Genomic DNA, 12,495 nt, shown 5'->3' with positions numbered 1-12,495 from the left:
TCGTGCAGGGTGACGCCGGTGAGGGCCAGCAAGGCCAGAGCGGCAAGGGATGCTCCGATGGCAGTCTTGCCGCTGTTACCCATGTGGTGCATGTGACTAATCATCCCCGAGTGCGACTACTTCACAACGTAGCCACGCATGATCGCCATGATTGCGGCGACACTTTGCGCCCGGGTGCGTTCGGGGTTGTAGGTCTGCCGGTCCAGCCCCACGACAAAGCATGCCCCGAAGATGGCCGTCTCCAGGCTGCCGCGGGACAGCGCGGGATCCACCGGGTACTTGGCGGCCACGGCCTCGATCGCGGCGCCAATCACCCCGAGCAGCCGGCCGCGGAGCTCGGTGAAGGTGTCCTGCCACTCGCTGGGCGTCCGCCAGTTCTCGCTGACCCACAGCCGGGCGAAGGAGGGGTATTCGGCCATGAAGTCCATCGCCTGGCCGATCATCTCGTCCATCGCCTCCAGCGGATCCGCCGGCCCGTCCTTGACGCTCAGCAGCCGTGCCATCAGGATGTCCACGCCGTGCCGCAGCAGTTGGGCGATCAGATCCGACTTGCTGCCAAAGTTGTAGTACACCGTGCCCTTGGAGACCCCCGCGGCCGCGGCGATTTCGTCGACCGTCACGCCGGCGGCCCCGCGCTCGCCGATCAGCTCCATCGACGCCTCGAACAGCTTCTGCTTGGTGGCGTTGGTGCGTCCGGGCCGCAGCTTCTTCCCTGCGTCGGCGGCGGTCGCCACGTCCACGCGGGGCTTGGTGCTCATACGGCGATCTCCGGCTTCAGGGTCTTGAGGGTCCAGAACTTGTGTTTCCGGACGGCCACGGCGGACATGGCCAGTCCCAGCAAAGTGTAGCCAACCAGGCCCAGCATGGTGGGCAGGATGCTGGCCAGATCGGCTCCGTAGATCAGGTGCCGCATGCCATTGACCACATAGCCCATTGGCAGCAGCTGGTGCACCACGTGCAGCGGCTCCGGTGTGGTCTGCCAGGGGAAGGTGCCGCCGGAGGAGACCAGCTGCAGGACCAGCAGGATCAGCACCACCAGCTTGCCGGGCGAGCCGAGCAGCGCCACCACACCCTGGATGATCGCACTGAAGGCCATGGCAGCTGCCAGCATCAGGACCCACATCAGCACGGGATGGGCGGGATCGAGGCCCAGCCCCACATCCACCACGAGGGTCAGCAGGCTGGCCTGGACCGCGGCAACCGCCAGGAACGGCAGCCAGCCCCCGACGGCGATCTTCCACGTCGGAGCGTTGGACGCCAGGGCGCGCTGCGTGACCGGCCGCATCGCCTGGATCAACATGAAGACACCGATCCACAGGGCCAGGGTCAGGAAGAACGGAGCCAGTCCGGCCCCATAGGAACCCGCTTTGGCCTGTGAGACGTTGCTGACGGCCACGGGGTCCGCCATGACCTTGGCGAGGCTGTCCTTCTTTGCGTCGTTCGGGTTGGGTACCTTGCCCGCGCCCTTGGCCAATTCGGTTGCGAGGGTCCCGGCGCCGTCGGACGCTTTCGCCGAACCGCTCTCGAGCCGCGCTGCGCCGTCGTCGAGCTGCTGGGCGCCCTGGGCGAGTTTTTCCGCGCCGGCCAGGGCGTTTTGCTGACCGGCGGCGAGTTCCGCGGTGCCGCCGGCGAGCTGATCCGCCCCGGCGGAGGCCTTCCCGACGGCGTCGCTCAGGGCCGGGGCCGCGCCCGCCAGCTGCGCGGCACCCGCGCTGACTGCGGCGGAACCGTCCGCCAGTTGCTGCACCTGGGCCGCCGCGCCTTGGAAAGCGCCCGCCGCTCCGGAAGGCGCCGGCGCGGTGTTGGCGTCGTAGTCGGCCAGGATGGCATCGGCCTGGGCCTGGGTAATGACGCCGGCGGCGACCAGGCGGCCATTGGAGGCCACGACCCGGCCGCGCTGGGCCTGCGCCGCGGCTTGTTCCGCGGACGCGAGCTGGCCCGCCATGCCCTGCAGCTTCGTGTTCAGTGCGGCGTTTCCGGCGGCCACCTGGGCGGCGCCGTCGGCCAGCCGCTGCGTATTCGCGGGCAGCGTGGACGTCTTGTCGTTGAGCTCGCGCAGGCCGCCGGCAAGCTGCCCGGCCCCGGCGTTCAGGGTGTTGGCCCCGTCGAGGAGTTTGCGCTGCCCGGCCACCAGTTCGCCGGTCCCGTTCCTGAGGGAGGAGGTGCCCTGGTGCAGGCTGGCCGCGCCGTCGTGCAGCGAAGACACCCCGCCGGCGAGGTCCCGCGCGCCGTCGGCGGCCTTGAGCATCTGGGAGTGGATGGTGCCGAAGCCGGTGAGGAGCTGGTTGGCGGTCTCCTGGCCCACTTCTTTCGCCACCGTCGAGTGGACGGCGGTGGTGAGCTTGTCCACGATCGTGCCGAGCAGGTAGTTGTTGGCGTCGTTGGTGGTGACGTTCAGCATGGCCTGGTTGGCGGCGTCGAAGCTTCCCGGCGAGACCAGGTTCGCGGAGAAGTCCCGGGGGATCTTGAGCGCGAACGCGTACTGGCCGCTGCTCACGCCCTGGTCCGCTGCCTCCGCGCTGGAGACGGTCTGCCAGTTGAAGACGTGGCCCTCGACGAGGCTGTCGGCGACCTTCCGGCCGGCCTCCAGCCGGGTGCCGTCGGCGGAGCTGGCGCCGGTGTCCTCCACCACCAGGGCGGCGTCGATCTGGTTCAGCTTGCCGTAGGGATCCCAGTTGGCGTAGAGGTACACCGCCCCGTAGAGCAGGGGCACCAGGGTCAGCGCCAGGATGGTCAGCTTCGGCAGCAGGCCGCCGGTCATGCGCTTGAGTTCGGAACGGGCCAGCCGCAGCACGGTCATCGGGCATCCTCGGTTTCGCGGTCGTGGTGGACATCCGCCGTTTCCGGCGCGGGGACGGCGTTGCCGATCTCCGCGACTGGACCGGTCCAGCCCGGCGGGAGGCTGCCGATGGCGGCGACGACGGCGAGGGGACGGCCGCCGTCGTACGCCAGCTCCTGAAGCCGCGGCAGCCAGTCGGCCGGATCGCCGCTGTGGCGGTCCGGGGAATCGACCACCAGCAGGTCGGTGTGCGGATTGGCCAGGGCCAGCGCCGTCAGCAGCTCGAGACGGCGGTCGGCGGGCAGCTCCTCGGCCCAGCGCCCGGCGATGTCCTCGAAGCGGTTGACCTTAAGCCACGGCGTGCTGAGCAGCGCGCCGCGGTAGCGGCGGGGGATCAGGGCGAGGTCCTCGGTGACCAGGTCGCGCACGCTCAGGTGCTGCTCCGGCTCGTTCACCCCGGGGGCGTCGACGACGGCGCTCGCCTGCCGCAGCTGCTTGATCCGGCCGCCGCCGTCCCACTCGAGGGTGCCGGCCGAGGGCTTCATCCGGCCGCTCAAGGTCAGAGCCAGGGCGGTGCGCTGGTCCTGGCGTTGGCCGGTGACGAGCAGGAGTTCACCCCGGGCCGCCTGCAGCGAGGTGGGCGGGAGCAGGTAGTCCCGCCGGCCCTTCACGTGAAGCTGTTGAACGCAGAGCAAGGAAAGCCTTTCGCAGAAATGATCTACTCCAAGGCTAACTAAACTGACCGGTCAGTTCAAATAGATGTGGGCGAACAGACACTTGGGGCCCCGGAACCGACGGTTCCGGGGCCCCAAGTGTCTGTTCGGGCTTAGAGGCCGTACTCCTCGAGCAGCCGCAGCCACACCTCGCTGATCGTGGGATAGGACGGGACGGCGTGCCAGAGCCGGTCCAGCGGGACTTCGCCGACGACGGCGATGGTCGCCGCGTGCAACAGCTCGGCAACATCCGGCCCGGCGAAGGTGGCGCCCAGCAGCACTTTGCGGTCCTCATCGACCACCAGCTGGGCCCAGCCCTTGTAATGCTCGGAATGCAGCGAGGAGCCGGCCACCTGGATGGGGAGCTGCACGGAGGTGGCCCGGTAGCCGTCCCTCTCGGCCTGTTCCAGGCTGCGCCCGACATTTGCCAGCTCGGGGTCGGTGAAGACCACATTGGGGACGGCGTGCTCGTCCGCGGTGTGGGCGTAGCGGCTCCAGGCGGCCGGCTCGCCGGTGAGCGTGCCCTTGGCGCGGGCGGCAATCGCGTCGCCGGTGGCCCGCGCCTCGTATTTGCCCTGGTGGGTGAGCAGGACCTTGCCTGCGGCGTCGCCGACGGCGTAGAGCCACGGCCTACTGTCGTTGCCGTCGGCTCCCCGGACGAGCCCGCTAGCGTCCGTCTCGAGCCGCGGGGCCTTCCCGTCGTCGGCGGACAGGCCCACGCTCTCCAACCCGATGCCCTCCACGGCGGGGTGCCTGCCGGTGGCGACCAGGAGCTTGTCCACCGTGACGCTGCCGCCGCCGTCGAGCGTCAGGGTCAGGGAGCCGTCGTCGTTCTCATGGACGCCTTGGGTGCCGGTGCGGAGGTGGAGTTCGACGCCGTCGGCGCGCAGCCCCGCCTGGACCAGCTCGGCCGCCGGGGCCGGAAAAGCTCCCAGCAGCCCGCCGCGGGCCACGACCGTCACGGTCGACCCGAGCCGGGCGAAGGCCTGGGCGAGCTCCGTGCCGGCCACGCCGCCGCCGAGCACACCGAGCCGCGCCGGGATCTCGTGCGCGGAGGTGGCCTCCCGGGTGGTCCAGAAGTCGACTTCCTCGAGGCCTTCGATGGGCGGGATGGTGGGGCGCGACCCGGTGGCCAGCACGATGGCGTGGCGCGCCACGAGCTTGTAGCTGTTGCCGTCCACGCCGGCCACCTCCGCCCGGCGGGCCCCGGTGATCCAGCCGTGGCCGCGGAGCAACTCGATCCCGGTGTCCTCGACCCATTTGACCTGGCTGTCGTCCTGCCAATTGGAGGTGAAGTAGTCCCGCCGCTTCAGCACGGCCGCGGCGTCGAGCACCCTGGTGACCGCCTCCCCGGCGCCCGGCACGGTCTGGGCGCCATGGAGTGCGGTGCCGGGCCGGAGCAACGCCTTCGATGGCATGCAGGCCCAGTACGAACACTCGCCGCCCACCAGCTCCGCCTCCACCAGGACGGCCGTTAATCCGCCCCGGACCACGCGCTCGGCCACGTTCTCGCCCACCGCGCCTGCCCCGATCACGATGACATCGAATTCACGCTCAAAGTGTGCCGTCATGGCAACAGCCTAACCCCGCCGGGAGGGGCTTTGACGGGACACTGGGCAGGAGGTGGGACGTCCGCTACCCTGAGGATCACCTTTGGGGAGGAGTCCAGCCGTGTGCGCAGCCAATTCGGACGCGGGCGACGCCGGGCCGCCGCGCCGGTTGGGGGCGCAGGCCCGGCTGCGCGCCCTGCAGGCCGACATCATCGAGCTGATCCTTGAGCGGGAGCTGGAGCCCGGCGACCCGCTGCCCACCGAAAACGAACTCGCGGCGCTGCTGGGGATCGGCCGGAACACGCTGCGGGAGACGCTGAAGGTGCTCCAGGCCCTGGGCGTGATCGAGATCCGGCACGGCTTCGGCATGTTCGTGGCCGCGAGCAACTTCGAGGCTCTGGTTGGCGGGCTCAGCTTCCGGGCGCGGATGTCGCTGCGGCACCGGGGGCGGGAGGCGCTCGAGCTGATCGAGGCGCGGCGGCTGCTGGAGTCGGGGCTGATCGGCGTGTCCATGGCGCGCATGACGGCGGACCACCTGGCGGGACTCGAGGCGGCGGTGCTGCGGATGGAAGAGCTGGCCGGGTCCGGGGAACACTTTGTCGAAGCCGACGCCGATTTCCATCGCAAACTGTTCGAGCCGCTGGGCAATGAGCTGCTACTGGGCTTGGTGGACGCATTCCAGGCGGTCTACCGCCGGATCCAGCTTGAACTGGGCGGCGACGCCCGGCCGGCTGCCGCCGACGTCGAACCTGCCGGAGCCGACACCGCCGACGTTGGCACCGCCGACGTCGGCACTGCCGCGGGGGCTGCGCTGCACCGGGGCATCTACGAGGCCGTGGCGGCGGGCGACGCCGTCCTCGCCGCGGAACGGCTGGGCAGCCACTTCGACGGGATACGCCGGCGTATCGCGGCTGCCGCGGGGGAGTAAGTCGCCGGCCGTGGCCCGGTTTCCGCTACCGTTTGAGACCGGTGCGGCCCGGATCGGACCTGCCTCTGTCCGGAACCGCCGCGGATTTCTGAAACAAGCCGGGAAAGCAAAAGATCCGCACCGGCGGACCGGTGCGGATCTTTTCTATCTGTGCGCCCAAAGGGATTCGAACCCCTGACCTTCTGTTCCGTAGACAGACGCTCTATCCAGCTGAGCTATGGGCGCATTCTCGGCTCTTCGGGAACTTCTCGCTCCCCGAACCTCGAATTACTTTACGCGAGAGGGGCCCAGAGTTCCAAATCGAGAGCCATGTAATCTGCCCGACTAGACCGGTCTACGTGACCTTGATCACAAAAAGACCAGCGCTCGGAGATATTAAACCTTGATTTTCCGGGGATTTTGGATCTCGGCTCCATCGTCAACCCGTATTTGGGCCTGAAACTGAATCACCCGCGAGACCTAGCATTTAGGACACACCACTGAACCCGAGGAAGGGAACCGTAATGGGCGATCTGGCGCGACTGCCGCTGCTTGAGAAAGCACCCACCACACATGCTGGACTGCTGGCATGGGTTGAAGAGGTTGCTGAACTGACCCAGCCGGACCGGATCCACTGGGTTGATGGCTCGGAAGAAGAGAACACCCGGCTCACGGACGAGCTCGTGGCGGCCGGAACCCTGACCCGGCTGAATGAGAAGCTGTTCCCGAATTCCTTCGCGGCATTCTCAGATCCCGCCGACGTCGCCCGCGTCGAGGAGCAGACCTTCATCTGCTCCGAGAACGAACGCGATGCGGGCTTCACCAACAACTGGATGGCTCCGGCGGAGATGAAGGAGAAGCTGCGCGGCCTGTTCAGCGGCTCCATGCGCGGCCGCACCATGTACGTCATCCCCTTCGTCATGGGCCACCTCGACGCCGAGGACCCGAAGTTCGGCGTGGAGATCACGGACAGCGCCTACGTTGTCGCCTCCATGCGCATCATGGCCACGATCGGCACCGACGTGCTGAACAAGATCACCGCCACCAACGCCTTCTTCGTCCCGGCCCTGCACTCCCTGGGCGCCCCGCTGGCCCCGGGGCAGGCTGACGTCGCCTGGCCGTGCAACCCGGACAAGTGGATCGTGCACTTCCCGGAGGAGCGTTCCATCTGGTCCTTCGGCTCCGGTTACGGCGGCAACGCCCTGCTCGGCAAGAAGTGCTACGCCCTGCGCATCGCCTCGGTCATGGCCCGCGACGAGGGCTGGCTGGCCGAGCACATGCTCATCCTCAAGCTGACTTCGCCGGAGAAGAAGAACTACTACATCTCCGCGGCGTTCCCCTCCGCCTGCGGCAAGACCAACCTCGCCCTGCTTGACCCCACGATCGAGGGCTGGGATGTCGAAACCCTCGGCGATGACATCACCTGGATGCGGATCGGCAAGGAAGGCGAACTGCGCGCCACCAACCCCGAGGCCGGCCTGTTCGGCGTCGCCCCGGGCACCGGCTGGGGCACCAACCCCAACGCCATGCGTGCCATCGCCAAGGGCCACAGCATCTTCACGAACGTTGCCCTCACGGACGACGGCGGCGTGTGGTGGGAAGGCATGACCGACGAGGTCCCCGCGCACCTGACCGACTGGCAGGGCAACGACTGGACCCCGGCGTCGGACCAGCCTGCCGCGCACCCGAACTCCCGCTTCTGCACCCCGATTTCGCAGGTCGACATGCTGGCCGAGGAGTACTACAGCCCGGAGGGTGTGGAGCTCTCCGCGATCCTCTTCGGCGGCCGGCGCAAGACCACAGTGCCGCTGGTGACCCAGGCCCGCAGCTGGACCAACGGGATCTTCATGGGCTCGACGCTCTCCTCGGAGACCACGGCCGCCGCGGCCGGACAGGTCGGTGTGCTTCGCCGCGACCCGATGGCCATGCTGCCGTTCATCGGCTACGACGCTGGCGACTACCTGAAGCACTGGATCAGCGTCTCCGGCAAGGCCAACCCGGAGCGGCTGCCGCACATTTTCCTGGTGAACTGGTTCCGCCGCACGGCTGACGGCGGTTTCGCGTGGCCCGGCTTCGGCGACAATGCCCGTGTCCTCAAGTGGGCCATTGAGCGCATCGAGGGCAAGGCCGACGCGGTGGAGACTCCCATCGGCTTCGTTCCGACCGGCCATTCGCTGGACCTCACCGGCCTGGACCTGACCCACGCCCACGTCGAGGACGCCGTCCGCGTGGACCGCGAGGAATGGGACGCCGAGCTGGCCTCCATCGAGGAGTGGTACGCAAAGTTTGGCGACTCGCTGCCGGACGCGCTGCGCGCCGAGCTCGACTCGCTCAAGGAACGGATGTCCGCGCACTAGCAGGCGGTTGATCCAACGACGGCGGCCCCGCACCTTGGATAAGGTGCGGGGCCGCCGTCGTTCCCTCATCGATTGTCCCCACCGGTTCCCTAGCCTCACAAGTTCGGCTGGGGAACCCTCCCGGCGTGGCCCCACCGCAGATGCCCTTTTGAGGCCTCAGAACGGCCGTTGCGGAGCTGCCGATGAGTCATGGCGGGGCCGGTGGCTGCCGGGACCAAGGCCCCTAGCCTGTAGTCGGGAGCGGCCGTAGGCTCGTCGCATTCATCAGCCGGGCCTGACGCTGACTGCCAGGGATGCGGGGAACATCCCGGGCGCGCGGCGGCGTGCCCTCCGCCTGCCCCGGCAGGCGAAACCCCAGGAGCACTCATGCTTGTCACCGAGGATATCCAGGCCCTGTCCGAAGCTGTCAGCGGAACGGTCGCTTTGCCGGACAGCCCAGAATTCGCGGCCGAGACGTTCGCGTTCAACGCCGCTACCGTCCACCGGCCCGACGTCGTCCTGGGCGCCAGCACCGCCCAGGACGTCGCGGCCGGGGTCAAATGGGCGGCGGAACGCCGGCTGCCGGTGGCGGTCCAGTCCACCGGGCACGGCGCCGACTCAGTGGTCGAGGGCGGACTGCTGATTAACACCAGGCGGTTGCAGGAGCTGCACATCGACCCGGTGGAGCGCACTGCGAGGGTGGGGGCAGGAGTGAAGTGGCGCAGCGTCCTGGAAGCGAGCGTTCCGCTCGGGCTGGTGGGACTGCACGGCTCGAGTACCGACGTCGGCGTCGTGGGATACACCGTCGGCGGCGGGCTTCCAGTGCTGGGCCGCGCCCACGGCTTTGCCGCTGATCATGTCCGGAGCATGGAAGTGGTCACCGCGGACGGTGCGTTGCGCCGGATTGACGCCGAGGCCGAAGCCGAGCTGTTCGCGATGATGCTCGGCGGCAAGGGCAACTTCGGGATCGTGACCGAACTCGAGTTCAGCCTTTTTCCGCTGGGCGAGTTCTACGGCGGCGGCATCATCTATCCGGGTGCCGATGCCGCCCTCATCCTGGCGGCGTTCCGGGAGTGGTTGCCTACGCTGCCGGAGGACGCCTCGCCCTCGATTTCGCTGCTGCGGCTTCCCGACATGGAGTTCGTCCCCGCGCCGCTCCGGGGCCAGTTTGTGGTGCACCTCCGCTTCGCCTTTCTGGGGAACCGGGAGGCCGGCGATGCGCTGCTGGCCCCGATGCGCGCCGTTTCGAGCCCGTTGATGGATACGGCCGGCCCCATGAGCTACCTGGACGTTGACCAGATCCACATGGATCCGGCGGATCCGCTCCCTTTCACAGCCGGCGGAGCGCTGCTGAAAGATCTCGGCGACAGGACCCTGGCGGAGCTGCTGAAACACACCGGCGAAGGCTCGGACTGTCCGCTCCTCCTGGTCGAAATCCGGCCGCTGGGTGGCGCCTTGGCCCGTGCCGGGGCGCTGCCGAACGCCGTGTCGGGGCGGGACGCGGCATTCCTGCTCTTCCTGCTCGGGTTCAAGATGCCCCCGGTCGCCGAGGCCGTCTCGGCAGCCATCCGCACGGTCCTGGCCGCGATGGCTCCGCACTCGACGGGTTTTACCCTGGTCAACTTCCACGGCGAACCCGGCGATGAGGCTGACCGTTCCAGGGCATGGTCGCCCGCCGTCTATGAACGGATGAGGGCCGTGAAGTCCAGCTACGACCCCGGCAATCTCCTGCGGTTCGGCCACGCGATCACCGGTGTGCCGTCGTGAGGTGAGGTGAGGCCCGGGCCAGGGCTCCTGGCCCGGTTATCCACGACGGCGGCCCCGCACCTTGCGCAAGGTGCGGGGCCGCCGTCGTTCTTTCATCGATTGCTCGGGACTCAGTTGGCGAGCCAGATGTCCGGCCCGAAGACCTCGTAGTGGATCTTGGTGGCGGGGATGCCCGCATTGATGGCCTCGTTGCGGATGTTCTTCATGAACGGCAGCGGACCGCACAGGTACAGCGAGGCGTTGGCCGGCAGGTCCACGTCGCGCAGCGACATGAAGCCTTCCTTCGCCCCCGCCTCCGGCCGCTCGAGCCAGAGCTGCAGCTCGGCTGCTTCCAAGCGCTCGACGTCGTCCGTCATCTGGGAGCGCAGCGCCCAGCTGTCCAGGGTGCTTTCCGCGTGCAGGACCAGCACCTGTCGGTCCGAACCGGCCTCGGCAAGGGCGCGCAGGATCGAAGCCGACGGCGTGCAGCCGATGCCGGCCGACGCCAGGACCACGGGGCCCTCGCTCTCCTTGAGCGTGATTTCGCCGTAGGGGTTGGAGATCTCGAGGATGTCCCCGACCTCGACGTGGTTGTGCAGCACGGGGGAGACCTCGCCGCCGTCGTCGAGCTTGGTGGTGAAGCTACGGCTGGTGCCGGCGTCGCCGGAGAGTGAGTACTGGCGGACCTGGCGCAAGCCCTCCGGCAGGGTGACCTTGACGCTGACGTACTGGCCGGGGAGGGCCGGGGTGATGGGGGTGTCGTCGGCCGGTTCCAGGGTGAACGTCATGGAGCCGGTGCCGGCGGGGGTCTTCGCGGCGACCTTCCACGGGGACCACATCTTGCCGTTGGCCTGGCCGGCGTAGAGGCCCTTCTCGAGCTTGATCAGCGCGTCGGCCATAAGCCAGTAGACCTCGGTCCAGGCCTCGGCGATTTCCGGGGTGATGACCTCGGCCAGGTCTTCGGCGATGGCGGCGAAGAGGTGCTCGTAGACCACCTGGTACTGCGGCTCGGTGATGCCGAGCGAGGCGTGGCGGTGCGCGATGCGCGACAGCACGGTCTCCGGCAGGGTGCCCGGGTTGCTGACAAGGTGGCTGGCGAAAGCGGCGATGCTCCCGGCCAGGGCCTGCTGCTGGTTGCCGGAGCGCTGGTTGGAGCGGCTGAACAGCCCGTCCAGCAGCTCGGGGTGGGCGCCGAAGAGCCGGGCGTAGAACTTGGGGGTGATATCGCCGATCCGGGAACCGACCAGCGGCAGGGTGGCCTCGATGACGGGGAAGGACTTGTCCGAGAGCATGCTGACTCCTGAGATAGTGGCCCGGGGTCTTCAACCGGACCGTTTCTGAAATACCTGCATTTCAAATACAAGTATTTATGCCTCAGTTCTACACGGCGTAGAAAACGGTTGCAAATCGGGTGACGCCCGGGCGGGGCGGACTCCGGAGGGGGATCGCGGCCTCGGATGCCGGGGCCGCGCCTGGTTAGAGGCTGGCTACAGGCCCGGGCGCAGGCCGATGGCCTGGAAGACCGGATTCATTTGCCGGGAGGTCGGCAGCGAAGCGACGACAATGTCATCAAGCTCACGGTAGAACGCCTCACGCGCGCGGCCCAGGGCGCTGCGCAGCCGGCACTCGTTGATGAGCGGGCAGGCGCCCGCGGCAGCCACGCAGTCCGCCGGGTCGGTCCGGGTGTCCAGTGCGCGCAGCAGCTGCCCGACGGTGGCGGCCCGGCCGGCGCCGCTGAGCCGGGACCCGCCATTGCGGCCGCGTTCGACGTCGATCAGGCCGAGTTCGCGCAGCTTTGCCATTGCCTTGCTGACGTGGTTGTAGGGCGTGCCGACGGCGTCCGCGATGCTCTGGGTGGTGAGCAGTTCGCCGTCGGCTGCGGCCGCGAGCACCATCATCGCGCGCAGGCTCACGTCCGCGAAGGCGTTGATCTTCATGGCACCGGCTTGGTCTAGTCCACCCAGACGGCGGGTTCGTTGGTGTCGGCGGAAAGCTCGCCAAACTCCAGCTCGTGCGTCGCCGGGTTCGCGCCGTAGGGCAGTACCGCTGCGAAGACGGAGCCGTCCTGGTGCTCGGCGGCCACGTGGATCGCGTCCGAGTCCTCTTCCAGCAGGGTGATGTCGCAGACGATCGCGGCGGCGCGGAACTCGTCCCGGTGCTGTCGGAGCAGCTCGGTGAGGTCGTTGATCATGGCGTCGGCGTCGAAATCGGCGTCGCTGTCCCCGGCCGCGTCCGCCGGGGTGACAGCCACCAGGCGGACTTCGCCGTCGTTCTCCACCACCAGGGCGAAGGGCAGGAAGCCGCCGTTGCGCTCGAGCTGCTCCTGGGCCGCACCCACTCCGGTGCCGAGCAGGTTCTCCAGGTCGGTGGCGCTGGCATCCGGCACCGAGCCGCGCCAGGAGTCCTCAGCCGGATCCGCCGGCTGCAGGACGGCCCCCTGGGTCTCCGGTGAATCGGTCATGGC

The 12,495-nt window shown here is 68.6% G+C and carries 10 protein-coding genes and 1 tRNA gene; 3 read left to right on the top strand and 8 right to left on the bottom strand.

Annotated elements, in window-relative coordinates; genetic code table 11:
• Positions 1 to 116: 116 nt before the first annotated feature.
• From AC1DBL_RS08195 to AC1DBL_RS08180, 4 genes are all read right to left on the bottom strand, one after another.
• Positions 117 to 758 (bottom strand): TetR/AcrR family transcriptional regulator, encoded by a 642-nt coding sequence (locus AC1DBL_RS08195; protein WP_476925880.1) that lies wholly within the window; start codon positions 756 to 758, stop codon positions 117 to 119.
• Positions 755 to 2,800, bottom strand: coding sequence for a YhgE/Pip family protein (locus AC1DBL_RS08190; RefSeq protein WP_476925879.1), 2,046 nt, complete (start codon positions 2,798 to 2,800; stop codon positions 755 to 757). The genes AC1DBL_RS08195 and AC1DBL_RS08190 overlap by 4 nt, the downstream gene beginning before the upstream one ends.
• Complete coding sequence (locus AC1DBL_RS08185; protein WP_476925878.1) at positions 2,797 to 3,474, bottom strand: ABC transporter ATP-binding protein; 678 nt, start codon at positions 3,472 to 3,474, stop codon at positions 2,797 to 2,799. Before AC1DBL_RS08185 ends, AC1DBL_RS08190 begins: the two co-directional genes overlap by 4 nt.
• Before the next feature lie 131 nt (positions 3,475 to 3,605).
• Positions 3,606 to 5,063 (bottom strand): dihydrolipoyl dehydrogenase family protein, encoded by a 1,458-nt coding sequence (locus tag AC1DBL_RS08180; RefSeq protein ID WP_476925877.1) that lies wholly within the window; start codon positions 5,061 to 5,063, stop codon positions 3,606 to 3,608.
• 100 nt (positions 5,064 to 5,163) lie between these two features.
• Between AC1DBL_RS08180 and AC1DBL_RS08175 the strand changes: the two genes are divergently transcribed.
• Positions 5,164 to 5,970 (top strand): FadR/GntR family transcriptional regulator, encoded by an 807-nt coding sequence (locus tag AC1DBL_RS08175; protein ID WP_476925876.1) that lies wholly within the window; start codon positions 5,164 to 5,166, stop codon positions 5,968 to 5,970.
• A gap of 151 nt (positions 5,971 to 6,121) precedes the next feature.
• Here the strand turns inward: AC1DBL_RS08175 and AC1DBL_RS08170 are convergent.
• A tRNA-Arg gene (locus AC1DBL_RS08170) sits at positions 6,122 to 6,195 on the bottom strand.
• A gap of 278 nt (positions 6,196 to 6,473) precedes the next feature.
• On the opposite strand from AC1DBL_RS08170, the gene AC1DBL_RS08165 reads away from it, so the two are divergent.
• Both AC1DBL_RS08165 and AC1DBL_RS08160 read left to right on the top strand, forming a co-directional pair.
• A complete protein-coding gene (locus tag AC1DBL_RS08165; protein WP_441419009.1) occupies positions 6,474 to 8,306 on the top strand; it encodes a phosphoenolpyruvate carboxykinase (GTP) in 1,833 nt (610 codons plus the stop codon).
• 366 nt (positions 8,307 to 8,672) lie between these two features.
• The gene (locus AC1DBL_RS08160) at positions 8,673 to 10,052 is read left to right on the top strand and encodes an FAD-binding oxidoreductase (RefSeq protein ID WP_476925875.1); all 1,380 of its coding nucleotides are present in this window, start codon (positions 8,673 to 8,675) and stop codon (positions 10,050 to 10,052) included.
• A 110-nt stretch (positions 10,053 to 10,162) separates the two neighbouring features.
• On the opposite strand, the gene AC1DBL_RS08155 is transcribed toward AC1DBL_RS08160, so the two are convergent.
• The 3 genes from AC1DBL_RS08155 to AC1DBL_RS08145 all read right to left on the bottom strand — a co-directional run bounded on the left by AC1DBL_RS08155 (position 10,163) and on the right by AC1DBL_RS08145 (position 12,492).
• Positions 10,163 to 11,323, bottom strand: coding sequence for a globin domain-containing protein (locus tag AC1DBL_RS08155; RefSeq protein WP_476892815.1), 1,161 nt, complete (start codon positions 11,321 to 11,323; stop codon positions 10,163 to 10,165).
• Between the two features lie 195 nt (positions 11,324 to 11,518).
• Positions 11,519 to 11,968, bottom strand: a complete 450-nt coding sequence (locus AC1DBL_RS08150; protein ID WP_441419012.1) for an RrF2 family transcriptional regulator — start codon at positions 11,966 to 11,968, stop codon at positions 11,519 to 11,521.
• Positions 11,969 to 11,982: 14 nt separating this feature from the next.
• Entirely contained in the window at positions 11,983 to 12,492 is a 510-nt protein-coding gene (locus tag AC1DBL_RS08145; RefSeq protein WP_476925874.1) for a hypothetical protein, read from the bottom strand.
• Positions 12,493 to 12,495: the final 3 nt, after the last annotated feature.

The organism is Arthrobacter sp. 10T44 (assembly GCF_056393885.1).
Note: the sequence above shows the minus strand (reverse complement) of the source record. Positions and strands in the feature narration are given on the sequence as shown.